Annotated in this window: 20 protein-coding genes and 1 tRNA gene; 7 read left to right on the plus strand and 14 right to left on the minus strand. The window is 59.4% G+C overall.

Translation table 11 applies throughout. From position 1 onward, the window contains the following. Positions 1-3: 3 nt before the first annotated feature. From ruvX to pyrC, 3 genes are all read left to right on the plus strand, one after another. Positions 4-456, plus strand: coding sequence for a Holliday junction resolvase RuvX (gene ruvX, locus AB6B39_RS12895; RefSeq protein ID WP_371398614.1), 453 nt, complete (start codon positions 4-6; stop codon positions 454-456). A gap of 76 nt (positions 457-532) precedes the next feature. After that, a complete protein-coding gene (locus AB6B39_RS12900) occupies positions 533-1480 on the plus strand; it encodes an aspartate carbamoyltransferase catalytic subunit (protein ID WP_371398615.1) in 948 nt (315 codons plus the stop codon). Further along, positions 1477-2745 (plus strand): dihydroorotase, encoded by a 1269-nt coding sequence (pyrC, locus tag AB6B39_RS12905; RefSeq protein WP_284373739.1) that lies wholly within the window; start codon positions 1477-1479, stop codon positions 2743-2745. The genes AB6B39_RS12900 and pyrC overlap by 4 nt, the downstream gene beginning before the upstream one ends. Here pyrC and AB6B39_RS12910 read toward each other — a convergent pair. Further along, positions 2730-3074, minus strand: a complete 345-nt coding sequence (locus AB6B39_RS12910; protein WP_284373740.1) for a DUF962 domain-containing protein — start codon at positions 3072-3074, stop codon at positions 2730-2732. The genes pyrC and AB6B39_RS12910 overlap by 16 nt on opposite strands. Positions 3075-3314: 240 nt before the next feature. Here AB6B39_RS12910 and AB6B39_RS12915 point away from each other — a divergent pair. After that, positions 3315-3390: transfer RNA gene (locus AB6B39_RS12915), tRNA-Asn, on the plus strand. A 56-nt stretch (positions 3391-3446) separates the two neighbouring features. Here the strand turns inward: AB6B39_RS12915 and AB6B39_RS12920 are convergent. The 5 genes from AB6B39_RS12920 to AB6B39_RS12940 all read right to left on the minus strand — a co-directional run bounded on the left by AB6B39_RS12920 (position 3447) and on the right by AB6B39_RS12940 (position 12914). After that, the gene (locus AB6B39_RS12920; RefSeq protein WP_284373741.1) at positions 3447-4373 is read right to left on the minus strand and encodes a hypothetical protein; all 927 of its coding nucleotides are present in this window, start codon (positions 4371-4373) and stop codon (positions 3447-3449) included. 18 nt (positions 4374-4391) lie between these two features. Further along, the gene (locus AB6B39_RS12925) at positions 4392-6452 is read right to left on the minus strand and encodes a hypothetical protein (RefSeq protein ID WP_371398616.1); all 2061 of its coding nucleotides are present in this window, start codon (positions 6450-6452) and stop codon (positions 4392-4394) included. Between the two features lie 131 nt (positions 6453-6583). Continuing rightward, entirely contained in the window at positions 6584-7027 is a 444-nt protein-coding gene (locus AB6B39_RS12930; RefSeq protein WP_284373745.1) for a DUF5675 family protein, read from the minus strand. 89 nt (positions 7028-7116) lie between these two features. Beyond that, entirely contained in the window at positions 7117-11172 is a 4056-nt protein-coding gene (locus AB6B39_RS12935) for a translocation/assembly module TamB domain-containing protein (RefSeq protein ID WP_371398617.1), read from the minus strand. Beyond that, complete coding sequence (locus AB6B39_RS12940; protein WP_284373749.1) at positions 11172-12914, minus strand: autotransporter assembly complex protein TamA; 1743 nt, start codon at positions 12912-12914, stop codon at positions 11172-11174. Before AB6B39_RS12940 ends, AB6B39_RS12935 begins: the two co-directional genes overlap by 1 nt. A 131-nt stretch (positions 12915-13045) precedes the next feature. Here AB6B39_RS12940 and AB6B39_RS12945 point away from each other — a divergent pair, with 131 nt between their 5' ends. Further along, on the plus strand, positions 13046-14494 hold the full coding sequence (locus tag AB6B39_RS12945) for an MFS transporter (protein WP_284373751.1): 1449 nt from the start codon (positions 13046-13048) through the stop codon (positions 14492-14494). On the opposite strand, the gene AB6B39_RS12950 is transcribed toward AB6B39_RS12945, so the two are convergent. From AB6B39_RS12950 to AB6B39_RS12985, 8 genes are all read right to left on the minus strand, one after another. Next, positions 14438-15511, minus strand: coding sequence for an acyl-CoA dehydrogenase family protein (locus AB6B39_RS12950; protein ID WP_284373753.1), 1074 nt, complete (start codon positions 15509-15511; stop codon positions 14438-14440). The two genes, AB6B39_RS12945 and AB6B39_RS12950, sit on opposite strands and share 57 nt — an antisense overlap. A gap of 10 nt (positions 15512-15521) precedes the next feature. Further along, the gene (locus AB6B39_RS12955) at positions 15522-16718 is read right to left on the minus strand and encodes an acyl-CoA dehydrogenase family protein (RefSeq protein WP_284373755.1); all 1197 of its coding nucleotides are present in this window, start codon (positions 16716-16718) and stop codon (positions 15522-15524) included. 177 nt (positions 16719-16895) lie between these two features. Then, positions 16896-17354 carry a MaoC family dehydratase gene (locus tag AB6B39_RS12960; RefSeq protein ID WP_284373757.1) on the minus strand — a complete coding sequence of 153 codons (459 nt, stop codon included), beginning with the start codon at positions 17352-17354 and terminating at the stop codon, positions 16896-16898. A 199-nt stretch (positions 17355-17553) separates the two neighbouring features. Continuing rightward, positions 17554-18672 (minus strand): acyl-CoA dehydrogenase family protein, encoded by a 1119-nt coding sequence (locus tag AB6B39_RS12965; protein WP_284373759.1) that lies wholly within the window; start codon positions 18670-18672, stop codon positions 17554-17556. Positions 18673-18769: 97 nt separating this feature from the next. Next, complete coding sequence (locus AB6B39_RS12970) at positions 18770-19954, minus strand: acyl-CoA dehydrogenase family protein (RefSeq protein WP_284373761.1); 1185 nt, start codon at positions 19952-19954, stop codon at positions 18770-18772. Further along, positions 19951-20865, minus strand: a complete 915-nt coding sequence (locus AB6B39_RS12975; protein WP_284373763.1) for an SDR family NAD(P)-dependent oxidoreductase — start codon at positions 20863-20865, stop codon at positions 19951-19953. Before AB6B39_RS12975 ends, AB6B39_RS12970 begins: the two co-directional genes overlap by 4 nt. Positions 20866-20947: 82 nt before the next feature. Continuing rightward, complete coding sequence (locus AB6B39_RS12980) at positions 20948-21250, minus strand: hypothetical protein (protein ID WP_284373765.1); 303 nt, start codon at positions 21248-21250, stop codon at positions 20948-20950. Between the two features lie 4 nt (positions 21251-21254). Beyond that, the gene (locus AB6B39_RS12985; RefSeq protein ID WP_284373767.1) at positions 21255-22430 is read right to left on the minus strand and encodes an acetyl-CoA C-acyltransferase; all 1176 of its coding nucleotides are present in this window, start codon (positions 22428-22430) and stop codon (positions 21255-21257) included. A gap of 128 nt (positions 22431-22558) precedes the next feature. On the opposite strand from AB6B39_RS12985, the gene AB6B39_RS12990 reads away from it, so the two are divergent. After that, positions 22559-23335: an enoyl-CoA hydratase-related protein gene (locus AB6B39_RS12990; protein ID WP_284373769.1), complete on the plus strand. Its 777-nt coding sequence runs from the start codon at positions 22559-22561 to the stop codon at positions 23333-23335. 874 nt (positions 23336-24209) lie between these two features. Then, positions 24210-25127, plus strand: a complete 918-nt coding sequence (fmt, locus tag AB6B39_RS12995; protein WP_284373771.1) for a methionyl-tRNA formyltransferase — start codon at positions 24210-24212, stop codon at positions 25125-25127. The last annotated feature ends 7 nt before the right edge of the window (positions 25128-25134 follow it).

The raw sequence follows: 25134 nt of genomic DNA on the forward strand, positions 1-25134 counted from the left end.
GCCATGGCATTGATCGATCTGGATACGCTTGCAACGACGCAGGGCCCCCTGCTCGGTCTGGATCCGGGCACCAAGACGCTGGGCTTGGCCATTTCAGATCGGACGCGACTGATCGCAACGCCTTTGCTGACCATCAAACGCCGCAAATTCACGCCTGATGCCGCGCAGTTGATCGAACATTACAATGTCAATGAATGCAGCGCTCTTGTCGTCGGATTGCCGCTCAATATGGATGGGTCCGAAGGGCCGCGCGTTCAGTCCGTCCGGGATTTCTGCAACAATCTACTGCGCCTGGAGGATTTCCCGATCTTCCTCTGGGACGAACGCCTGTCGACGGCTGCTGTCACGCGCAACATGATTGATGCCGATGTCAGCCGAGCCCGTCGCGCCGAAAAGGTTGACGCCATGGCTGCTGGCTACATCCTGCAAGGGGTGCTGGACAAACTCCGGGCCTAGATCGGCGCGCCGTGTCCTGATTGACTCTACGCGCCGGCCTCCCTAAGCCCCGGAAAGTTTTGAATTGGAGCGCTGCGTGACCCCATTCGAGGGATATGAGTTCAGCAAGAGGCATTGCCTCGATATTTCCGATTTCCACCGCGCCGATATTGAAAATCTGCTCGCGCTCGGTGCGCATTATGCCGATCTGGATGTCCAGAAACATGGCCCGCGCGACGTGCTGGCGGGCAAGACGCTGGTCAATCTGTTCTTTGAAAACTCGACCCGGACAGAAAAATCGTTCGAACTTGCGGGCCGTCGCCTTGGCGCGGACGTTATCAGCATGCAGATCGCCAGTTCATCGGTTAAAAAAGGCGAAACCCTGCTCGACACGGCGGCAACACTGAATGCGATGAACCCGGACCTGCTGGTCGTGCGTCATGGTCAGTCCGGTGCCCCATCCCTGCTGGCTCAGAAGGTTTCCTGTTCGGTCATCAATGCCGGGGACGGCACCCATGCACACCCGACTCAGGCCCTGCTGGACGCGCTGACCCTGCGACAGGCCTTCGATGGTGACTTCTCTGGCATCCGCATCGCCATATGCGGTGATATTCTACATAGCCGGGTCGCGCGGTCGAACGTTCAGCTGCTGAATATGCTCGGAGCCGAAGTCAGGCTGATTGGGCCCCCGACACTGATCCCGACCGATGCCGATCAGTGGGGCGTCGATGTCTTCCACGATATGAAAGATGGGTTGGCCGGGTGCGATGCGATCATGATGTTGCGGCTGCAGCTGGAACGGATGAGCGGGTCCTTCGTGCCCAGCCAGCGCGAATATTTTCACTTTTACGGGCTCGACCGGTCCAAGCTGGCCTATGCCAAGGACGGCGCCGTCGTCCTGCATCCGGGACCAATAAATCGCGGCGTCGAAATCAGCTCCGGCGTTGCCGACGATCCGGACATATCGCTGATCACGCAGCAGGTGGCTGCTGGCGTCGCGATGCGCATGGCCATTTTGCACGCGCTGGCGGAGGGCATTCAATGACCCCTCTCACCCTGACGGATATCCGTATTCTGGACCCCGAAAGCGGACGCGACGAAACGGGCCACATCCGGATCGAAGACGGGCGGATCGCCGCGCTCGGTAACGTGGCTGTGCGGGGCGACGTCCTCGCTGGTCGCGGCCTGACCTGCGCACCGGGCCTGATCGACGCGCGGGTCAAGGCCGGTGAGCCCGGTCAGGAAAACCGCGAGACATTGGCATCCGCCGCCCGTGCGGCGCTCGCCGGCGGTGTCACACAAATCGTCGTGCAGCCCCAGACCGAACCGATCATCGACGATATGTCGCTCGTCGATTTCATCATGCGCAAGGGCGAATCACTCGACATCGATGTCCATGTTGCCGGGGCGCTCACCAAAGGGCTGGATGGCCGGACCATGACCGAAATCGGCCTGATGAGCGAGGCAGGGGCCGTCCTGTTCGCGTCCGGTCCCAATCCGGTTGAGGATGCCGGTATCATGCGCCGTCTGATGGCCTATTCGGCAACCTTCAATGCCCTCATCAGCAACAGCCCGGTCACGCCGTCCCTGTCAGACGGAAGCTGCGCGCATGAATCCGATGTAGCGGCGCGGCTCGGCCTGCCCGCTGCGCCCGCCGTTTCGGAACGGATCATGGCTGAACGCGACATGGCACTGGCGGAGCTGACCGGAGGCCGCCTGCTCCTCGACCTGATCTCCAGCGCCGAAACGGCTGACAGTGTGCGCCGGTTCAAACGGCGCGATATCGACGTCGCCGCCTCCGTCTCGATCAATCATCTGGCGCTGAATGAGCTCGACATTGGCGACTACCGGACCTTTGCCAAGCTGGACCCGCCCTTGCGGGAAGAACGTGATCGTCAAGCGCTGCTACGCGCCGTGGAAGACGGCACGATCGATATTATCGTGTCCGACCACGACCCGCAGAGCGCAGGCCGCAAACGCCTGCCCTATGCCGAAGCCACGCCCGGCGCGGTCGGGCTGGAGCTGCTTCTACCGGTCGGTCTGAAGCTGGCCGCGGAAGAAGAGCTGGACCTGATGGCCTTTCTGCGCGCCGTCACGGTCGCACCGGCCGATTTGCTCGGACTGGAAGGTGGTCGGCTTCGCGAAGGGGCACCCGCCGATCTAGTCCTGTTCGATGCGACCGAACCTTGGGTACTCGACTCCGAACGATTGCTGTCACGCTCGAAGAACACGCCTTTTGATGGTCGCCGGATGACCGGGCGCGTGCGTCATACCTTCAAGGACGGACGGATCGTTTATTCGGCGGTCTGAACCGCCCTGACACCCGCCTTTTCAAGCTCGCGGCCCATCTGTCCGGTCAGGAAACAATAGAGCATGCGGAAGTCGGACATGAGTGACCAGAGTGGGTAAGTGAAGGTGGCGGGTTTGTTCTTTTCGATCAAGCCGTGGCTCAGCCAGGCAAAAAAGTAACCCGAGACCAGAACGAGCGGCAACAGCAACCAGCGTCCCGTCACGATCACGGTCAGCAGGACCAGAATGGCGATCATGGTGCCGACATAATGCCAGGCGCGCGTGGCTGGCTTGGCATGTTCACGCAGATAGTAGGGCCAGAATTCGCGATAAGTCTTGATCGTCTTCATGACCCTTCCTTAGCGGAGCCTGAAAATTTACGCAAAATTTGCTTCTGTTAGGCTTTGATTAACCCTGCTTGTTTACGCGGGTGAAGTCTTTTCGAAGACACCCACCATTCACCTAATACCTTCGGGCGCTTCGGCGCCCTTTTTTTTGAGCAGCCATCCGCGTCTTTTCGCACAAAAGATGAAATCGCCGCTTGAGGTCCCGAACGCCCGCGCTATATACCGCGTCACCGTTCGTGGTGGTCCGCAATAGCTCAGTTGGTAGAGCAGCTGACTGTTAATCAGCTTGTCGCAGGTTCGAGTCCTGCTTGCGGAGCCACGAAACGGTGTTTCCTTCCCGAAACAGACAGCCATGTGGAGTGGCTTGTTGCAACGTTAGCTTAGCTTCATCGCTGAGACTAGCTCAGCGATGACTTCAGGGTGGGAGAGATATTGTGTGATGCTGTGGGCATCCTCATAACCATTATCGAGGTTGGAGATATTGATGATCGTGTCGTCGCCGAATGTGCGCCTGTTCAGCTGCGGGTAAAGCGCAACAAAATCTTCATTGTCTGCGCCATTAACCCAGCGTTTGACATTCTTCGGAAACAATAAAGGCGGGCCAAGTCGGTCTTTAACGATCTCAATACCCAGAGGCGAACCCAGCGTCAGAAAAAGGTCAACATTCAGGGTATGACGAAGACGTCTGAGTAAGTCATATGTCACGACGGTTCCCAGAGAATGCGCAACGACGATAACTTTTTCATCAGTCCCGATAGTCTTGAACACCTGATCCATGACGATATCGTCGATTTGCTCTTTCAGTCCGCGCTTGTGAAGATAGGCTGCGGCCTGTCGCAGCGCGACCTTGGCAATGTAGCGCCCTCGAGTCGGAATGACCTTTTCCAGCGCTCGCGTAATGGCTTTGAGCCACGATTTATGAATACCGCCGGCCATTCTGACGTAATGGACGTCATCACGCTCGTCGAGCTCTGCTAAGACGTCCCGATCCTGGATATTGTAGAAACGCTGATATTCCCGGTACAGAGCCATAACGCCATCATCGACATAATCGGCATCGGAAGACGCTGAGCCCATCGTGCTGACATTCACCAGATCACTGTCCCAATTGCTGGAACTGTCTGCGAGTTCGTCACCGTAAAAGGCCGCGCAGCAATCAATACCGCCCGGCAGCTCGACGCCCATCCGTGTGGCCGTGTCAGAGATCGCGCCCAACCACGTCTCGCGAATGATATCGGCTGAATTTGGCCGGTCATCACGGTTTTCATTGTTGATGCCGTGAACAAAAATAAGCTTTGTCATAGCAGTCTCCTTCGCAGATCAGGCTGACGGGTTGAGGGTCAATGCGTACATCCCGAAGCGCTCGCACAGCATGTCCATGCCACGTTGGCTCATATTCGTGGTCGTCCGATGACCCACTTCCGGTATCAGCTGTCGGTAGATATCCGGAAGATCCAGCGTGTCGCGGTAATCCATATTCCGCCACCCTGCACTGAAGGCCGGCATAATGCCCCAGAGCGGCACTCGCTCAAGCGGCTCTAATGCAGAATCGGAGACGGCTTGGCGCGGCCGAAGAAAGTCTTCAAGTTGCTCGCGACGTTGGTCACTAATGGCAGCCACAGCCGGGAAATCGGCATAGGCCTTGTAATGACCGTTCTCATTTTCAATCGTTATCCTAGAGGCCGACAGAGCCGCCAGGTCAAAAGGAATACGTTGGATCAGATCAAAATTTAAATCATGGATAATATGGTGAACGGTGCGAAGGATATTATCAACATCGTTATTGCGATCGTAAAGATAACCGATGCGCGTCAGGTCATAGAGAGACCCTTCTTCATCGTCTTCGATCATATTTGATAAGGCCCTGATAAGTGTTGCGGACGAGGGCGGATTGTTATTGAGCGCATCGACCGCCGAATAATCCCAATAGTATTCCCATTGCAGATAGTAGAAAATATCCAGCGGATAGTCGTCATGAACGCAGGCGATCGTTCTTGGAAATTGCGGCATGAGGAGCCAGCGATCCTGCATCTGGTAGAAAACAGTATGATCGCAATACCGTTCCCGATCGGGTTGTAGCATCAGCATATTCGTGTCCGAAGGCGCGATAAATGGGCTCCAGTCGAACACGCCGTCGTTCAGAACACGAAGGGAACGCGGCTTTTCGTCTGTCAGGCCGAACATGCACCTCACCGCATAAGGATCGCCCCCTCCAGGGTTTCTGACCTGAAAGAAGTCACTTGAGGCTTTTTCCATGAAATCGTTGAAGGACGGGCTGAACCGATCAACATAATCTGCGAAGCCCGGCTCAATCTGCACGGCATCAGAATCCATCTCCCACTCAAGATCATCTTCATCATCATCAAACTCGTCGGTTTGATGAACGGGCGCACCCGTCGCATCGTCGGGCTGATCAAAAATCGGTATCTGTCCGAAGCCATCGGTCGGTATCGAAAGGCCAGGAACTTGGTCCTCGAAGATCGCTGGATCGTCAGAGACGCTCGGCAGGGATATTCCGCTGTCAAGGGAGTCGTGGTCTAAGCCGTCTGTTGTTGATGGCGGAACAGATGTCTGAGCAGGCAAGCGGTAATAGAAATCATTATCAAGATAAAAGCCCGGCAAGACTTCTGCCCTGACATCGGCGGTCAGGCCTTCACTCTGCGACGAGAAGGTCCTCGTAATGTATCGGGCCAGAGACTGACTTGTAACAACGGTCCCTTTAGGGTGATCAAATGAACTCAACGCGTCACCCGAAAGGCCTTTCAGAAAATGGTGTGTAAATAGCGTGTAAGGAACGCCGCCATTCTCATCAGGATCATCGACATGCAGACTGAAATCACCGCCTTTGCTGGAATAGAACAGATCGACCTCAGCATAATCGGTAGATCCACCGCCTTTCGAGGTTATCGGGTTTCCGACAGGAAAGTGAGTGCTTGTTCCAATATTACTGCAAGCGTCTGAGATTATACAGATCTGTCCGCTTTCCAAATCAGTATTGTGCTTGCCAATATTGTAGGTTTTAAGGACCTTCAAACACTGGCTGACAGATAAGCACTGACCAGGATTTTGATCATAATTGGAGAGAAGCCAGAAGCGTTCATAGCCGTGCATGAGGCCATGCCCGACGAAGTAAACAATGATGCGATCGATGAAATCGCCTTCAAGGAATGCTTTCACCTCCCTGTTGATGCGGTCGACCGTAACGTCTTCGCCCTGTTCATCGGTTATACTGAGCACCCTGTAATCCCTGTCGGGACCGCCGTCTTCAAACCAGGCCTGCATATTCTTGGCGCTCGTTATTGCGCCGGGCAGATCGCCATACGTCCCGCTGCCCTTATAGTCAGAAACGGCTATGATAATGAGCGACTTGTCTCTGATCATTCTGCAACCTCAACTGTGACATCGCGCTAACACTCCTGAAATTGGAAATCAAAAGATGCGATTCCAAGCGCTCAATTCGGAGGACGTCTCGAAAGCGTAGAACTGTCAGCATACTAACTGAACAGTGCCGATCATTCCCGGTCCAGATCCTGAAATTCGATCGTCAGATCGTCATCGCGGGCGGCTTCCCAGACTTGCGCGTAAAAACGCTGATAGGTCCTTGCAGAATACAGGACCCGTTTGCCGGGAAAATCGGCCACGCCGAGGAGCAGACACCCGCTCGTGTCATCTTCTGTATTGCCAATATGGATCAGTATGTAGGTGAAGCCTGGCACGTCCCGGACCCACAGCATACCCTGATGGAGATCCGGAAAGCGGCTCAGATATCTCTGATGGAAACCACCAACTGTGCGTAGTGTGATGGCATATTCGCCTAGCGGAATGCGGGTTTCATCCGGCACTTTTTCAGCGCGATACTCATCTTCGAGACCATGACAGAAAAATTCATCATCGATGAAGATTTCGCTTATGGTGACGTCTTCATCGGACCAGATGCGATCAACACGTATTTTCATGTCGCCCCCACGCGGATCAGTTTCACATTGCTCTAGCACAAGATGCAGACAATCCGGAAACCGGTCGCGAGGATGATCTCAACACCCGCTCAATCGAAATCCTTTTTCCATTGCACGGACAGGCGCTGGCGTTCATTGGGCTGGGTCTCGGCTTCCAGCGAGATATTCTCGCGAACCTGCCACTCGACCGCGATACCGGGCGTGCCCTCGGCGGCGGTTCGCACCTCCAGATAGACATCGTCCGACAGATACTTCCCTGTTGTCAGCTGCGTCTGCCCGCCTTCATTCTGGCCGATCTCCAGCGTGTCCAGACCGACAGCGTCTTCCAATGTCCCGAACAGATCGAAACCCGATCCGCCGGACAGTTGCGTCAGCGCAGCCGCGAGGCGCGCAGTTTCGATGGCCGACAACTGTGTCGGCGAGCGCCCGAACAGAACACGGGACAGCACCTCGTCTTCCGGCAGCATAGGCTCCGCCGTCAGTTCGATCTCAGGCCGCTCAACCGTGCCTGTAACCTGAACGACGGCAGTCAGATCAGAGGTTCTGCGGATCGCTTCCAGGGCCAGAACCGATTGCAGAATATCGTCCCGCAAGAGTACGGAACTGTCGCGCAATTCAAATCGCTTGCCGAGGAAATCAAAGCGTCCACGCTCGATCATCATATCGCCCGTCACGACAGGATTGTCGAATGATCCGCGGACCGACGCATCCAGCCCCATGGAGGCGTTCAGCCCTCGCCCCCGCACCTTGATCCCGTTACTGGACAGGACTTTGATGTCGAGTTCAGTTGTCGCCGACGCAAAGCTCCGTGTACTTTCTTCCTGTTCCTCACCACCGAAATCAACTTCGAGAGTCGGCAATCCTGGCTTGGGCAGACGCGCAATATTCAGCGTAGCGTCCGTCACGCGCAGCTCCCCGGCCAGACGCAGCAACTCCGCTGTTCGGGACAGGTTGAGTTCGCCGCTGACTTCGGCCTCGACCTCGCCGCGATCAATCACGCGCAGTCGGGTTGCCTGAATGTCAACGGTTCCGGTCCCTTCGCCAACGCCCATCCGGCCCGACCCCGACAGGCGTCCGCCGTCGACACCCTCTGCTGAAAGCGTTGGGACCGAAATGGTTTCGCCGGACAGCTCAGCCGTAATGGCGATATTTTCCAGCCGCAGCCCCAGCGCACCCTGTTCAAACAGACCCTTCGTCAATGCGATGCGTCCTGTCAGATCGGACCGCGACATCGGGACAGTGAATCGCAGCTCTGTGTCGACCTGACCCGCAACGTCTGTGCGCGGTGGCAGGAATATCTCGACGAGAGGCCCCACTTCACCGCGGAAATTGGCTTCGCCCTGCAGCGGCGCTTCCGGCGGCCACTGCAGAAAAGGCGCACGGACGAAAGTCTGCACCGGTCCGGCGAGCCTTGCCTGTCCGGACAGTCCGCCTTCCGTCGCCTCCATCGTGGCGAGAAGACGCTGATCCGACAGTTCGATACGCGCCAGCAGTGAAATCGGCTCCGACTGGCTGATCGGGCTGCGCAAGTCATTCAGCCGGAGCGCAGCCTGACCCTCGAGCGCATTATCGACGAACAGAAAGCGGGCGTTCCCCGAGACCGTGCCTTCCGTCGCCGGTCGCGCCACAAGCCGAGCCAGCGACGCGACGGTAAGATCCTCCACATCCAGGCTGATCCCCCCATTCGCACCCGTATCGACCGTCATCACCAGCCTCCCGCCCAGACCGTCTGCATTGGCGGCCAGCGCCCAGCCCCCATCGCGTTGTTGCACTGAGGCGTCTCCCGTCAACGTCTGCGATCCGACACCAAGCGTGAACTGCAATTCTGCGCGCGTCGTGTCGACCGTAAGATCGGCCAGACCAGTCGTTTGCAGCGTCAGCGGCCGTTCGAGATCATTGAATATGGTCAGGGCGGTCGCATCGATTTCAAATGCCACCGCCTCGCGCGGTCCCTGGGCAATGATCCGGGCCTGACCGTCCTTCAATCGGCCCACCTCCATGCCGGTGAGAACCACATCCACATCGACGCGCGCATCGCCAAACAGAATCTGCCCTTCGATCGATTCCGCCGGGATAAGCGGGCTTGAGCCTGACAGGGTAAGATCTGCACGAAGCGCGGCAATATCACCGCCTGAACCCGATAGTGTGCCACGGGTCCGCAGATCGCCCAGCGAGCCTTCTAGCTCGGTCACGGTCCAATTACCGCTATCCTGCACGACTGAACCCTGCACGGAGACGGGGCCCTGCTCGCTCTGCGCATCGACCGTGCCCGACGCCTCGATGACCCCGTCCGAATATGTGCCCGTCGCATCGATCACTGCATCGGACATTTTCAGCGCCCCTGTTATCAATGTCTGCGCGGATAATTGCGTGTCGAAGTTCAGCCGTTCGGCTGGACCTGACACTGTGGCTTTGCCGGATATCGTCTCCGCCGAAAGTGCGGCAAACATATAGCGATCCGCACGGTAATCTGCGTTCACCGAAACCTCGCCGTCACGCCAGTTGCCCGTGCCCGACGCTGTGAACAGGCTGTTGCCCAACGTGAACTGTGGCACGCGCACCTGTCCGTCCGTGAAGCGTAGCCGGGCGCGGTAATCGACGGGTTCCGTGACCAGCGGCGCGACCGCGTCAGCCAGGCCGACAATCTGACGTGCTTGACCGGACAGATCGATTACGGGGCCGCCCGGCGTCCGCCGAAGGGACGCATTGCCGCTCAGCTGCGCGGCAGGGCCCTCACGCAATATCGACGTATCGATCGTGTAGCGTCCGTCTAGCGTGCTTTGCATCGGATCGTTCAGACCGATCTGCCCCCGTCCCGCGAACGCCAGTCCCGGCAGATCAACATTGGCGCGCGACAGCGCCACGCGCCGCGCTTCAAGGTCATACTGTCCAGAGACGGTTACGCGCGCGCCGTCAGCCCGTTGCGCCGGCGAATCCGAGGCCTGCCCCGTCAGATCGGCATCGAAGCGCAGCTGCGAGGCCTCGAGCCTGAGAGAGACGGGACCCGTCAGGCGATCGACGCGGTAATCCTGATAGCGAAGCGCGCGCGCATCCACGCGCCCATCGAATGTGTAGGCCTCGCCCAGCACGGCCTGACCGCTCGCCGTCAGCGAGGCAATCGCAATGCCGTCAAGATCGAAACCCTGGAGTGGATCCGTCGCATCCAGTGACAGCATGTCCAAGCGGATTGTGCTGCCGTCCTGCTGGCCTGTGGCATCCAGCGTAAGCTTAGGGGCCTGAAGGGCCAGAACCGCCTGTGCTGACTCGTCGAGCGGCCATATTGCGTCGACAGTCGTGCGCCCGCCCAGAAACGGGACCGCCTGTTCCATCAGCGGAAGTCGGGATGGGTCGATCGTTCCGGAGATACCGACCTGGGACTGGCTGCGCGTGATTTGAAGATCGGCGAGATCACCGCCGTCCGTCCGCGCGACCAGCGTAGTCTCGGACCCTTGTGTGCTGACATCCGCTGTCACGCCCTGACCGTCAGCCAGTTGCAACAGGCCAGCGATCAGGCCTCCAGGTGGGCCATCAATATCGGCTGTGCCCGACAGAACCAGCAGAGGCGACCAGGCCAGGTCGGCGTCAATCCGATCACCCTGATCGGACCGGGCCGTCATCAGCGCCGTTCCGCCATCTGGACTATGGCGCAGCTGGCCTGAGGCGGACAGGTCAATCGACCGCCCGATGACCGGCTCTGCGACACGGATATCCGGCAGATCGATGTTCCGAATGTCGAACGTCGTCACGGACGGATCTTCCCCTGACCCGCTCGGTATCAGAACGGGTCTTTGCAGAACCTCCATTTCCCCGACGCGCACATCTTCAATATGCAGCGTCTTCGATAGCAAAGCGCGCGGAGACCAACTGATCGTTACGTCCCGAACGATCAGCCAGGCTCCGTCCCTGCCCATCACCTGCAATTCATCGATAGAGAAACTATCCAGTAGCGATCCATTCAGGCCGTCCAGTTCCACGCTCTGGCCTGCAAATTCCATTTCCTCGACTGTCGCTTCGACGAAGTTCCGCCCCGCATCGCTGCGGATCCACAGCCAGACAATGATGATCGCCAGCATCATCAAGCCGATCACGGCGAGCGCGGTAAGGCCCAAGCGTCTGGGCCATGGATTGGAAACGGGTTCCGACATTAGAAAGCCTGACCGATCGAAATATAGACCTGCACAGCCTCATCCCGATCCGACGGATTTAACGGCGTCGCAATATCCAGCCGTAACGGACCTGCCGGAGTCATGTAGCGGACGCCGACACCGAGCCCGACCCGCAAATTGTCGAATGTCGGATATTCCGTGTCCGAGACACTGCCCGCATCGAGAAACGCCACGGCACCTATCGTGTCTGTAATCCGGGCCCGGCCTTCAATGCTGGCTTCGGACAAGCTGCGCCCGCCCAGCGGGACGTCATCGGCGTCAAACGGACCGATCGCCTGAAAGGCGTAGCCCCGTACGGAGCCACCACCACCAGAGAAAAACCGGTCATCTGCCGGCACGTCGGTCGCCTTTGCGCCGACAAGTGTGCCGAGACGGAGACGCCCGGCAAACACGTAACGGCCCTCAGGCGAGAGCGGTAGGTAGTAGCGTCCCTGCGCGACGGCTCTGACATAGGGGCTGTCGGGGCCATCGGGCGAGAAAGCATAGGTGGGGCGAATACGGCCTTCTGCGCGCCAGCCCTTGCGCGGGTCGAGCAGCGAGTCGGCGCGATCGAACAGGACCGATCCGTTGAGCGCCAGCACCTGGAAGTCCTTGCGCGCGCTTTCTCCGGACTGGCGGATATAGCGGGCTTCGACGCCGTAGCTATACTGGAATTGCGGGCCCTTGATGACCTCGATGCCTGCGCCGATCTTGCCGGTCTGCTGGTTGAACGCATCCGTGTCTTCATCGAAGACCGAAGCGAACAGGTTCAGCCCCTGTCCATATCCCAGCTGATTGGGACGGCGCCAGACCACATCCAACCCGATTTCGCGTTGCGCCAGCCGCGCGGTGCCGATTAGCAAGTCCCCCCGACCCGTCAGATTGCGGCGCAGCAACTCCGCATCAATGCCGAAGCCCTCCGATGTATCGAAGCCCGCACCGAGGGTCAGCGTGTTGCGTTTGCGCTCAGTCAGACGCAATTGGACATCCCGCACCTCGGTCCCGTCGGGCAGCGTTTCGGACGGCTCGTCCGACAGCTTCGCCAAGGCGGTGTTGAACAGGCGTGTTTCCGCCAGTCGCGCATTGTATAGGGCCAGCTCGGCAGGATCGAACAGCGTTCCCGTCTCTATCGGGTTGATCCTGAAAAGGTATTTGTCGCGCGTCCGTAAACCATCCGGAATGATGATGTCGCCGAACTGGACGCGCGGACCAGCACGGACTGTGTAACGGACGCTGATCGTCTTACCCTCCTTGTCGCCGATAACCTCGCGCCCGATAACTTCGGCGTAAGGATAGGCCGCGTCCCGCAAGGCCCGACCGATCAGCCGTTCCTGATCAATCACTTCGGCGGACACGGCCGGCATACCCGGCTGCATCGATATGGCGGTCCGCGCTGTCTCGACATCCTCGTCCTGTGGGGGATAGCCGACATAGCGGATCAGCAATTGCCGCACGACAAATTGCGCCCCCGGGTCGACCGTCAATTCAGGCCGCGCCTGATCTCCCTCACCAACGACGGCCATGTCGATTTTGGGATCGAAATAGCCATAGGCGTTCAGGATGCCTTCGACGGTCGCGCGCGCGCGACGGGCCTGCCGTCTGGCATGGAGTTCGCTTTCGGCGTCGGGCTCTTCGGGCAGGCGTTCCGTGATCTGCTCGCGCACATCCTCGGGCACGGTGTCGGTATAGTTGATCTTGACCGGATAGGCGAACGCCGTCGACCCGCAGAATGCGAGCAGCATCAAGATCACAATAGATAGACAATACCGCATTCAATTCGACCGTTACGCCGCCCCTGTCGCTTTTTAAATGCTTTATTCGGTAAGGTGTTCCCGCGCTGGACAAACTCTTCCATCCTCGTCATGAACCGTGAATGAGCGCCCGCGATACGAACCTTGTCAACCGGGTGTCATACGGCGTCGGTCACGCCATGATCAGTGCGAAGAATATGCTCTTCCACTTCTTCTTTCTGTTCTATTTTGCCAATGTTCTGGGCCTTCCAGAATGGCAGGTCCTGGCCGCCACATTCCTCGCCATCATCATTGATGCCGTGTCCGATCCAGTGATGGGACAGATCAGCGACAATACGCGCTCCCGCCGCTGGGGCCGTCGCCATGGCTGGATCCTGATCTCCAGCATTCCAACGGCTGCTGCTCTGACCCTGCTGTTCAGTCCGCCAGAGGGGATGAGCGAAGGCGCACTGTTTGTCTGGATGGCAGGATTCATGATCGGAACCCGCATTCTGATCACGGGGTATACCGTGCCTTACTTCGCGCTCGGTGCGGATATGAGTTCGCATTATGACGAGCGCACATCGATTGTCGGCCTTCGCACCATATTCGAGAATATCTTCAACCTGCTGGTCTTCATACTCGCCTTTGTTGTCTTCCTGCCGGATCGGGACGGGCTCGAAGACGGCATGCTGTATGAGCCCGGCTATGCAGGACTGGCGCTGTCGCTGGGTCTGGTCGGCATGATCGCCGCCCTATTGATGAGTGCAGGCACATGGAACCGCATTCCCAGCACGCAACCGCATAATTGGGATCCCGGCAAACCCTGGTACGCCGCCTTCATCAATCTGCGCGAAGCGCTAGGTTACAGCGAATTCCGGACATTGACCCTCGGCTTTTCTCTGCTGGTCATGCTCTATTCGACGATCAGCCAGCTTTCGCTCTTCGTCGGAGTATATGTCTGGCGGTTCGACCAGGCCGAAAAGCTGATCACCTCCCTCGTACCGTTTCTTGTAATCATTCCTGCCGCCATTCTAGCCGATCAGGTATCGCGCCGCGCCGATAAGCGCGAAGCGGCGCTTTGGCTGACCTGGTTGTTCGGCCTGTCCTTTTCACTTCCTTTCGCGCTCTATCTCGTCGGCTTCATTCCGCCGATCGGATCGACGGGCTTGCTCGTCCTCGTCGCCGTTTGTAGCGGGCTCGGCTATGCCGGCATGGTCGGCGCGCTGATGTTGTCCTATTCGATGATGGCCGATGTGTCCGACCTGATGACGGTCAATACGGGCCGGAAACGTGAAGGCCTGCTATTCGCCGCCTTCACCTTCGCCAACAAATTGGCCTTCGCCGGCGGACTGGTCATGGCCACGATCGGGCTCACGCTGATCGATCTACCGGATGCAGCCCTGCCGAGCGATGTCGACAATAGCACGACGCGTCTGCTGGCGATCTATTCCGTCGTCATCAATCTGGCACTGGCCGGCTTGGCTTGGGCTGCCTATCGGCGCTACGCGCTTAGTCGCGCACGCCATCTGCGCCTACAGGAGCAGCTCCGCAAGGCGCGCCCGGTGGAAAGCGGCGTCGCCGAATTGTGAGGCGGCGAACATGGCGACGCGGCGATAGAGCTGCGCGTCGCAATCATAGGTAAAACCAAAGCCGCCATGGAATTGGATCGACCGGTCGGCGGCGTAGGACAGCGCCCCTCCCGCCTTGGCATTGGCCATGCGGACCGCGATCTCGCCCTCGCCCTGTCTCTCGACATGGGTCGCCGCCGCGTAGAGTAGTGAGCGCGCCCCTTCCGCCCCCATAAACGCATCCACGGTGGGGTGCTTGAGCGCCTGGAAGGCGCCGATCACCTTGCCGAACTGTTTGCGGGTTTTAAGGTAGTCCACCGTGTAGTCCACGCAGGCCATCGCCGCACCGGACAGTTCCGCCGCCTGAAGCAGGTTGGCGACCAGTTCGATGCGATCGAGCGCCGCAGAGGTCAGCTCAGCAGGCATGAGCCAGATTGCGTCAATCTCCGGCACATCGAAACGGTAGGACCGCTTGGTCTCGTCGATGATCGTTTCGCGCCGCGCCTCGATGGTGTCGCGCGGAATGAGCGCCAGACGGGTCTGGCCGTCATGCTTCACGGTTGTCACGACGATCTCCGCCGCGTTGAGGTTCAGCACAAAGGTCTTGGTCTCGCCGGTGACGGCATCGAGTTCCCACGCCCCGCTCGGCTCGAACAGGGCGACGGTCGCGACGGTGCCGCTCGACAGCTTCGGCAGCCACTCCGCTTTCTGCGCGTCGGAGCCGCCATGCAAGATGGCCTGCGCCGCGAGCGTGGTGGACGCGTAAGGCGAATTCATGAGGTGCTTGCCCATGGCTTCCGCGATGGGGACGACGTCCGCCAGCTCCAGTCCCAGCCCACCCTGGTCTTCCGGGATGGCGATGCCGAGCCAGCCCAGCTCGGCCATCTCGGCCCAGACCGCTTCGTCATAGCCGCGTTCATCTTCGAGTAGGGCGCGGACCTTCGAGACCGGGCTTTTTTCGCCGCAGAACTTCATCGCCTGATCGCGCAGTTCGGCCTGCATTTCCGTCAGGGCGATTTTCGCCAGATGAGCTGTCATTGCCCCACCCCTACCGTGTTTTCGGCAGGCCGAGCACATGCTCCCCCACGATGTTGCGCTGGATCTGCGACGTGCCGCCGCCGATCGTGGCCGAGAAGGCATTCAGATAGGAGCGCTGCCAGTAACCGTCTTCACGACTGCCCGCCTCGCCGACATAATAGCCGCTTTGCGCGCCCTCCAGTTCGAGGGCCAATTCGCCGGTTTCACGCGCATATTCGGTGAATTGCAGCTTGCTCAGCATGGGCAGGGCGAAAGGCCTCTCCATTACCAGCGGCATGATCTTGGCGCGTTCGCGGTTCGCCATCATGGCCTGCCCTTCGATCATTTGCGCCATCAGCCGGTCGCGCATGACCGGATCTTCCAGAGCGGGCTGGCCATTGCGGGTCGCGCGCTTCGCAAGCCCCACCACTTCCAGCGGATCGGTCTGGCTGATCGTGTAGCCACCGGCCTGCCCGCCGCGCGCGCCGCGTTCATATTCGAGCGTTCGCATGGCCACTTTCCAGCCCTCGCCCTCTTGGCCCATCAGCGTGTCAGCCGGAATGCGGGCATCTGTAAAGAAGGTCTGGGTAAAGCCATATTCACCCGTCAGCTTGCGGATCTTGGTCGTCTCGACGCCCGGTATGCGCATCGGTGCGAGGAAGAAGGACAGGCCCGCATATTTGTTCGGCGCGTCGAAATCGGTTCGCGCCAGCAGGATCATATATTTCGCGTAATTGCCCTGCGTCGTCCAGGTTTTGGATCCATTGAGCACATACTCATCACCGTCACGGACCGCTTTGAGCTGCGCATTGCCGAGGTCGGAGCCATTGTCCGGCTCGGAAAAGCCCTGACACCAGATATCGTCGGCCGACAGAATGCCCGGCAGGTATTTTCGCTTCTCGTCTTCGGTGCCTGTATCAAGGATCAACGGACCCGCCCATCCAATACCGATGGCGTTGAGCATGATCGGCACATTATATTTGCGCATGACCCGGGTTGCGGCGTCCTGATGTTTCTGCGTCAGTCCGCCGCCGCCATAGTCCGTCGGCCAGTGCGCACCGAGATAGCCGGCGCGGTAGACCTGGTTCTGCCAGTCGCGCAGAAAGTCGAACTGCTCATCTGTCCCGACCTCCATAAAGGTCAGCGGCAGCATGAACGGCACGCCGCGAGGCGTGTGCTCAGCAAACCAGGCGTCTGCCTGAGCAGCGAAGTCCTCGACCGAGATCATGCGCGCAGTCCCTTCACGAATACTATCAATCCCCTCAGGCCGACCCTTCGTTGCGATCCGTTTCACGGATCACGGGCGCTTCGACGGCCTGTACATCTCCTGCCGCTGTGACTGGCCGATAGGGTTGGGGGGGTGAGCTCACCGATCAAAACGGTGAGAGCGGATATTTGTCAGGCCTTACGTAAACAGCATCGTCAGCGTTTCGGCCACAAGCGCAGGCTTGTCTTCGCCTTCGATTTCGACCGTAACTTCCTGCGTCAGCAGATGCTGACCCGGGGCCTTTTCGTCATAACCCGTCAGCTTGAAATGGCCGCGTACCTTCTTGCCATTCTTGACAGGGGCGAGGAAGCGCAGCTTGTTGAGGCCGTAATTCACACCCATCCGCGCGCCCTTTACCGAGGCGGCTGCATCGCCGTAGCTCATCTCAGGGATGAGCGAGAGCGTCAGAAAGCCATGCGCAATCGTCGTGCCGAATGGCGTCATTTTGGCCATGTCCGGATTGACGTGAATGAACTGATGATCGCCCGTACATTCAGCGAATGTATTGATCCGGTCCTGATCGACCTCGATCCAGTCAGAGACCCCCATAGTCTCACCGATTTTGCTCTCGATTTCATCCGCTGCAAAGGCTGGCATGTCATTCTCCCATATGGTGCCGCTTCGCGGCTCTTTTATTGGGGTCTCCCCCTCCGCCCCTACGGGGCACCTCCCCCTGTCCGGGGGAGGAACAAAAATCAAGGTCCTCCCCTGACAGGGGGAGGTGGCACGACGCGCTTTAGCGCGAGTGACGGAGGGGGAGACAGAGATACTGCCTTCGCATTAGTGAAGCCCTCTTCTAAAATCTGTTCGCCTTGGCATGCTCATTCTGATGATAGGCCGCGTCGCCCAGCAGTTCCTGCAACACGCGGACGCGCTTCAGGAACAGGCCGATATCATATTCGTCCGTCATGCCGACACCGCCATACATTTGCACGCCTTCCAGCGCAGCCAGCTTGGCGACATCACCCAATTTGGACTTCGCCATGGAACAGTAGCGCCCTGCCTTGTCATCACCTTCATCCAGCGCCGTGAGCGCACCGAGGACGGCGGAACGGGCGATTTCGAGTTCGGAGTAGAGATGGCTCGAACGGTGCTGGAGCGCTTGGAAGGACCCGACCGGCACGCCGAACTGCTTGCGCTCCTTGATATAGTCGACAGTCGAACGAAACGCTTCGCTGCCAGCACCAAGCAGTTCCGCCGCGACGATCCCGCGTCCGGCTGCCAGCATCTTGTTCAGCGCAGCCTCCGCATTTGTCTCGCCGATCAGCGCGTCGCCATCAACTTCGACATCGATGAGATCGATCCGCGCCGCATTGTGGGCATCAACCATAATGGTACGCTCGATTGCGACGCCTTTGGCTTTGGGATCGACGAGGAAGAAGGCGATCCCGTCTTCGGTTTTGGCGGCCACGATCAGTTGGTCCGCAACGTGACCGTCCACGACCATGGCTTTCGCGCCATTCAGCTTGAAGCCGTTGCCGGACTTTTCCGCCGTCGTCTCGATCCCAGCCGGATTGTGCTTCGGACCCTCGTCCAGCGCGACGGCCATGACCGTCTCGCCTGACGCGATTTTGGGCAGCCACGCGCCCTTCTGAGCGTCGGACCCGGCCTCGCGCAGCACGGTCGCGGCGAGGATAGCGGTGGACAGGAAGGGCGAAGCCGTCAGATTCCGCCCCATTTGTTCCGCCAGCAGGCCTGCCGCCTGAAAGCCCATATCGACACCGCCATGGTCCTCGGGGATTGCGATACCCGCAAAGCCCATCGCGGCCATCTCGGACCAGAGCGCCCGGTCGAAACCGGTCTCGTCATTCGTGTCGCGCAGCTCGCGCAGAGCTTTCACGGGCGCTTTTTCCGCAAAAAAGCCTTCCGCCGTATCGCGGAGCATCACTTCGTCTTCGTTCAGGACCAGGGCCATATTGGCGTTCCCCAATTATCGTTGTTCGTTGAACCGCTGATGGTGCGACGGTTCGCTATTTTCGCATCACGCGAAAATCTGGGCTCCGCCCGACCGCTTACGCGCCCGGCAATCCCAGAATATGCTTGCTGATGATGTTCAACTGGATCTCGGACGTCCCGCCTTCGATCGAATTCGCCTTGGTCCGCAGCCAGCTTCGGGCCAGCTTGCCATCCTTACTCCGCTCGGACTCCCATTCCAGACCGTCGTGACCGGCAGCGTCCATCATGAGTTCGAATTTCCGCTTATTCAGCTCCGTGCCGTAATATTTCAGCATGGAACTGTCCGCGCCCATGGACTGGCCCGCCTTGGACTCGGCGAGCTTGCGCGCCATCGTCAGACCAAACGCCCAGTCATCGATTTCGGCTTCGGCGATCTTGGCTCTCAGCATCGGATCGGAGAGACGATCGCTCTCGTCCAGACCCAGGCTCATCGCCGCGACTTCGTGCAGCGGGCGCATCGTATCATTGCCCGCACCGATGCCCTCACGCTCATGCGTCAGCAGATATTTCGCGATGGTCCAGCCTTTATTTTCCTCGCCGACAAGGTTCTTTTTCGGCACTTTCACATCGTCGAAGAAGGTCTCGCAGAAAGGCGACCGACCCGAGATCAGCTTGATCGGACGGGCTTCGACACCCGGCGTTTCCATATCGAACAGGACAAAGGAAATGCCGTAATGTTTGCCTTGCGTATTGTCTGTCCGCACGAGGCAGAAAATCCAGTCGGCCTTGTCGGCGTAGGAGGTCCAGACCTTCTGGCCGTTGACGATCCAGTGATCGCCCGCATCTTCGGCCTTGGTCGCAAGGCTGGCCAGATCGGACCCGGCATTCGGCTCCGAATAGCCCTGGCACCAGCGAATTTCGCCGCGCGCGATCTTGGGCAGATGCTCGGCCTTCTGCTCAGCATTGCCGAACTTCAGCAGTGCCGGGCCCAGCATCCAGATACCGAAGCTCGTCAGGGGAGAGCGCGCCTTGATACGCTTCATCTCGGATAGCAGAACCTTCTCTTCCGCGCGGGAGAGGCCAGCGCCTCCATATTCGGTCGGCCAGGTCGGAACCGTCCAGCCCTTTGCGGCCATCCGCTCCAGCCAGAGTTTCTGCGCTTCGGACTGGAATTCGAAATTGCGTCCGCCCCAGCACACATCCGTGTCGCCCGTAATCGGCGTGCGCATCTCGTCCGGGCAATTGTCCGCGAGCCACTCGCGGACGTCGCCGCGGAAGTCTTCCAGATCTGTATCGCTCATTTGACGAACTCTCCATTCGCAATGCGGGTCAGGAATTTTGCGCCCTGTTGCCCGCCATTCGTGAATTCCTCCATGCCCTCATTGGACGCGATCGCATCCCAATGGGCCGCAACATTTTCAGCCGTGGCGTCCTCTTCGGCAAAATTGACGCCTTTTGTTTCGAACACTTTGGTCAGCGCATAGCCGCCAGCGCCCGCGGCGAGGATAACGCGGTTGGGCGCGTCATCGCAGGCCAGATAGACGAGGCCCTGGCTGACCGGTTCGACCTTCAGCTTTTCCAGAATTTCCTCCGGCATCAACCCTTCCGTCATGCGCGACCGTGCCGTCGGCGAGAGCGTGTTCACGCGGATGTCGTATTTCGCCCCTTCGAGGCAGAGCGTGCGCATGAAGCCGGACAGGCCCGCCTTGGCCGCGCCGTAATTGGTCTGACCGAAATTGCCGTACATGCCCGAGCTGCTGGTCGTCATGACGATGCGACCGAACTTGTTTTCCTTCATGTGGTTCCACACCGCCTTGGTGCAGGTCGCCGAGCCGTGCAGATGAACATCCACGACGAGTTTCCAATCTTCCAGGGTCATCTTGGAGAAGGACCGGTCCCGCAGAATACCGGCATTATTGACGAGAATATCGACCTTGCCAAAGCGCTCAATGGCCTCGGCCACCATCGCCTCGACCTCATCCTGTTTGGTTACGTTCGCGCCATTGGCGATGGCTTCGCCGCCCATCGATTCGATTTCAGTCACGACCTTCTGCGCCATGGTTTCGGACCCGCCCGTACCGTCCACAGCGCCGCCCAGATCATTGACGACGATTTTCACGCCGCGCGCGGCCAATGCCAGTGCGTGCGAGCGGCCTAGCCCCCCACCGGCTCCGGTAATGATCGCAACGCGATTGTCGAAAGTTATGGCCATGATGGGTCCTGTAATTGAGGGGTTTGGGTGTGGTTATGTGTGTATGGGTTCATAGGAGCAGCGGAAGGCGCCGCATATGTGATTACAAGGTGTCGTCTGCCTCACCCATCGGGAAGAAACCAAAGCCTTTGCCAAACCGGGCAAATCGACGTTTAGGCAGCTCGACGATCTCACGAAAATATACTTTGGCGAGACCTGTCGTATCATCGGGATGTTTGGTACCGAGTTCACCTTGTGCCTTGAGCTTTGCGAGACATTGTCTCTCCGCATCATCCGGGCTTGCAGCGCGTATCCATCGTGTCGTGACAAAGCCCATTCGTTCCGGACCGTCTCCAAAATCGAGGAGGAAATTCTCCCCCTCGATCAGACACCGATAGATCGGCATAGTTCTAAGCGACTTCAAACAAACCAGCCGCGCCCATGCCGCCGCCGATGCACATCGTGCTGACGACATATTTCGCGCCGCGGCGTTTGCCTTCGATCAAGGCGTGAGCGCTCATGCGCGCGCCGCTCATGCCGTAGGGGTGGCCGATCGAGATCGCGCCGCCATTGACGTTGAGCTTTTCCATCGGAATGCCGAGCGTATCGGCGCAATAGAGCACCTGCACGGCGAAGGCCTCGTTCAGCTCCCACAAGTCGATATCGTCCATCGTCAGTCCGGCCCGAGCCAGCAGCTTCGGCACCGCATAGATCGGGCCGATGCCCATTTCGTCCGGTTCCAGACCCGCCACGGCCATGCCGCGATAATAGCCGAGCGGTTCCAGACCGCGCTTTTCCGCCGTCTTGGCGTCCATCAGGACCGACACGCTTGCCCCGTCTGAGAGTTGCGAGGCATTGCCCGCCGTGATCGTCTTGTCCGGACCCAGTACGGGTTTCAGCCCTTGCAGGCCTTCCAGCGTGGTGGATGGGCGATTGCCCTCATCCTTTTCCAGCGTCACATCATGTTCGGAAATTTCCTTGGTTTCCTTATCCATGACTTTCATGGTGGAGGCTAGCGGGACGATCTCGTCATCGAATGCACCGGCCTGTTGCGCGGCGTGAGTCCGCTGCTGGCTCATCAGGGAGTATTCGTCCATCCGGTCACGGCTGACATTGTAGCGCTCTGCAACAACTTCCGCCGTCTGCAGCATCGGCATATAGGCCGCGGGATGTTTGGCGATGACAGCCGGATCGGGGGCGACCCGCATCTCTGGCGTCTGCACCATGGAAATGCTGTCCACACCGCCGCCAATGGCAATGTCCATCTCGCCGCACATGATCTTGCGCGCGGCAATGCCGATCGCGACCATGCCGGAAGAACACTGTCGGTCCACGCTCATGGCCGGAACAGTGACGGGCAAGCTGGATGCCAGAACCGCATTCCGCCCGACCGTGACCTGCACGCCTTGTTGCAGCGCGCAGCCCATGACCACATCTTCGACTTCAGCCCCATCAATGCCGGCCCGCTTGACCGCATGATCGATACAGTGACCCGCAAGGCTCGGAGACGGCGTCGCGTTGAACGCCCCACGATAGGCCCGGCCAATCGGGGTGCGGGCGGTGGATACGAGGACGGCTTCGCGCATGAGGGATCTCCTGATTAAGTCATGCGCCTTTTAAGGGTCACAGCCGACTTGTCCAGTTGACGTTAACGTAAAGGTCGGCACGATCCCGTGATCTGGCTTTTTCAAGCGCCCTACCCTACAGCGCGCCCATGAACACGATTGAGATAATTCGCGACTCCGGCTGGGCGACGATCTGGCTGAACCGGCCCGACAAGCGTAACGCCATGAACGATCCCATGATCGACGCATTGATGGCGGCCTTTGCCGAATTGGGCGCGGATCAGACCGTACGCGGGGTTACGATGCGTGGGCGGGGCGGCTTCTTCTGCGCCGGCGGCGATCTGAACGCCTTCCAGGTCTACCAGTCTGACGCAAAAACGCTGGCCGAAACCGCCGCCTTCAATCGCCGTATCGGCACCATGCTGGATGCGTTCAACCACCTGCCCAAAACCACGCTGGTACTGGTCGAAGGCGCGGCAATCGCTGGCGGGCTCGGCCTGATGTGTTGCGCCGACGTCATCGCGACGACGCCGGACGCCAAATTCAGCCTGACCGAGACCATGATCGGCATCCCGCCGGCCCAGATCGCGCCTTTCGTTGTGGGGCGCGTCGGACTGTCCACGGCTCGCCGGATCATGCTGACCGGGGCGCGCTTCGACGGTGCGGAGGCGACGCGACTGGGTCTGGCGGACTATGCAACGGACGAGCTGGATGCAGTCGAAGCGTCCGTGCGCAAGGGGGTATTGAAATGCGCACCCGGCGCCAATGCCGCAACCAAAGCGCTGATCCTCGGCAGCACCACCCTGTCGCGTGACGAAGCGCTGGATCGCGCCGCCGACAGTTTTGCCACCTGCCTGCGCAGCGATGAAGGCCGCGAAGGCGTGGCGAGCTTTCTGGAAAAGCGGAAGCCGGACTGGTCACGTTAGGGCCGGTTCCTGCCTTCCATTTCCTCGCATCACCGAGCTTAACTCGGTGATCCATCTCCCGACCCTGTCGGTCAGCTCGACCGTTTTGTGATGGATCCCGGATTAAGTCCGGGATGAGCGAGGTGGAGCGGGTTTAGGTAAACCAATCCCCGTCCATGCCGTTCAGTGCAGCTTCCGTTTCAGTCACCTACCGCCAATCCCACAAACCTAATCCACCCCCTCCCAATTCCATGCTTTCTTACGCTCGTCCGTCACGGACACGGGGTGGGGCATAACCCTCGGTGTGGCGGATCGGTGTGAGGGCCGGACCTCTCGTGCGGGCGGACGTGCCTGCTTCAAGCTTTGCCCCGTGAAGGCAAGGCGCGCGGGGTCTGGCGGGACCGTGCCGGGATCTATGCAGCCCGATGCGCCCTTTATGTCTCATCCGTGTTTGACGCTGGGCCTGTATCGGCTGCGCGTGAGCCAAGCATCTCGTCCGGGCACGTTCACCCGGTCGGGTTAGGCCGCGGTACGATATGGGGTGGGCGACAAGTGCGGATGACGGTGTGAGCCAATCACCGCGCGCGGGCTCTGTCTTGCGACGAAACGGTATTTCTCTTTTGCTCCGGTCACGGGGCACAGCCCGCGCCTCGTGTCGCTTCTGACGATGAGGGTTCAGATCAAGTCTGATGCCGGTGACCGCCTCCGGTTGGAGAAGGGCGGCTGCCTGCAGACCGACCCGTCATCATAGCTCTGCGGCCAATCGCCTTGGCCGGGATGACGAGGGAGAGAGGGCGCGGCCCATGTGCGCGGCAGGACATATGCCCGTGCCGACTTGAACAAATCTGCGAGGTCCCTATCCAGCGGCGCACACGCTTTTTCGAAGGAACTGACTTTGCCGCTAAATGTCGTCTTTATGGGCACACCCGAGTTTGCCGTGCCGAGCCTGGCCGAGATCGTGGCGAATGGGCATCATGTCGTGCGGGTCTATACGCAACCGCCGCGCAAGGCCGGGCGTGGGCAGAGCCTGACGAAATCACCGGTGCACCAGTTTGCCGAAATCATGGGTCTACCGGTCGAAACCCCGGAAAGCTTTCGCAAACCATCCGTGATTGACGGGCTGGAAGCACTCAAGGCCGATATCGCCTGTGTCGTCGCCTATGGGCAGATCCTGCCGCAACGCGCACTGGATGCGCCCACCCACGGATGCCTGAACCTGCATGCGAGCCTACTGCCGCGTTGGCGCGGGGCCGCCCCGGTGCAGCGGGCCATCATGGCGGGTGACAGTCAGACCGCGGCGCAGATCATGCAGATGGAAAAGGGCCTCGATACAGGCGCTATTCTGCTGTCCGAAACCGTCCCGATCCGCCCGATCGATACGGCGGCCACATTATTTGACCGGCTTGCGCAGACAGGCGCGCAAATGTGGCCGCGCGTGCTCGGCGCGGTCGAACGCGGTGCCTTGTCCCCCACGCCGCAACAGGGCGAGCCGACCTATGCGCACAAGATCGACAAGGCCGAGGCCCGGATCGACTGGACGCGCAGCGCGCACGAGCTCGACTGTCTCATTCGCGGCCTATCGCCTTTTCCCGGCGCTTGGTGCGAGATGGGTGGAAAACGCGTCAAAGTGCATCTGGCCAAGCCGGAAAACGGCACAGGCCAGCCCGGCGAGGTATTGGACGATGATCTGTTGATCGCCTGCGGTACGGGCGCCTTGCGCCTGTTACAGGTTCAGCCCGCCGGAAAGGGGAAAATGAACGCAGACGCCTTCAGGCAAGGGACACCGGTAGCCAAAGGCGAAACTTTGCCATAAGTTAAGC

The sequence above is a fragment of the Algimonas porphyrae genome (genome assembly GCF_041429795.1).
In the GTDB taxonomy this organism is placed as follows: Bacteria; Pseudomonadota; Alphaproteobacteria; order Caulobacterales; family Maricaulaceae; genus Litorimonas; species Litorimonas porphyrae.

Bases quoted from the DNA above. Each gene is read 5' to 3' on its own strand.
- ruvX (WP_371398614.1), top strand. From the start codon at position 4: ATGGCATTGATCGATCTGGATACGCTTGCAACGACGCAGGGCCCCCTG.
- pyrC (WP_284373739.1), top strand. From the start codon at position 1,477: ATGACCCCTCTCACCCTGACGGATATCCGTATTCTGGACCCCGAAAGC.
- AB6B39_RS12910 (WP_284373740.1), bottom strand. From the start codon at position 3,074: ATGAAGACGATCAAGACTTATCGCGAATTCTGGCCCTACTATCTGCGT.
- AB6B39_RS12920 (WP_284373741.1), bottom strand. From the start codon at position 4,373: ATGACAAAGCTTATTTTTGTTCACGGCATCAACAATGAAAACCGTGAT.
- AB6B39_RS12925 (WP_371398616.1), bottom strand. From the start codon at position 6,452: ATGATCAGAGACAAGTCGCTCATTATCATAGCCGTTTCTGACTATAAG.
- AB6B39_RS12930 (WP_284373745.1), bottom strand. From the start codon at position 7,027: ATGAAAATACGTGTTGATCGCATCTGGTCCGATGAAGACGTCACCATA.
- AB6B39_RS12935 (WP_371398617.1), bottom strand. From the start codon at position 11,172: ATGTCGGAACCCGTTTCCAATCCATGGCCCAGACGCTTGGGCCTTACC.
- AB6B39_RS12940 (WP_284373749.1), bottom strand. From the start codon at position 12,914: ATGCTGCTCGCATTCTGCGGGTCGACGGCGTTCGCCTATCCGGTCAAG.
- AB6B39_RS12945 (WP_284373751.1), top strand. From the start codon at position 13,046: ATGAGCGCCCGCGATACGAACCTTGTCAACCGGGTGTCATACGGCGTC.
- AB6B39_RS12950 (WP_284373753.1), bottom strand. From the start codon at position 15,511: ATGACAGCTCATCTGGCGAAAATCGCCCTGACGGAAATGCAGGCCGAA.
- AB6B39_RS12955 (WP_284373755.1), bottom strand. From the start codon at position 16,718: ATGATCTCGGTCGAGGACTTCGCTGCTCAGGCAGACGCCTGGTTTGCT.
- AB6B39_RS12960 (WP_284373757.1), bottom strand. From the start codon at position 17,354: ATGCCAGCCTTTGCAGCGGATGAAATCGAGAGCAAAATCGGTGAGACT.
- AB6B39_RS12965 (WP_284373759.1), bottom strand. From the start codon at position 18,672: ATGGCCCTGGTCCTGAACGAAGACGAAGTGATGCTCCGCGATACGGCG.
- AB6B39_RS12970 (WP_284373761.1), bottom strand. From the start codon at position 19,954: ATGAGCGATACAGATCTGGAAGACTTCCGCGGCGACGTCCGCGAGTGG.
- AB6B39_RS12975 (WP_284373763.1), bottom strand. From the start codon at position 20,865: ATGGCCATAACTTTCGACAATCGCGTTGCGATCATTACCGGAGCCGGT.
- AB6B39_RS12980 (WP_284373765.1), bottom strand. From the start codon at position 21,250: ATGCCGATCTATCGGTGTCTGATCGAGGGGGAGAATTTCCTCCTCGAT.
- AB6B39_RS12985 (WP_284373767.1), bottom strand. From the start codon at position 22,430: ATGCGCGAAGCCGTCCTCGTATCCACCGCCCGCACCCCGATTGGCCGG.
- AB6B39_RS12990 (WP_284373769.1), top strand. From the start codon at position 22,559: ATGAACACGATTGAGATAATTCGCGACTCCGGCTGGGCGACGATCTGG.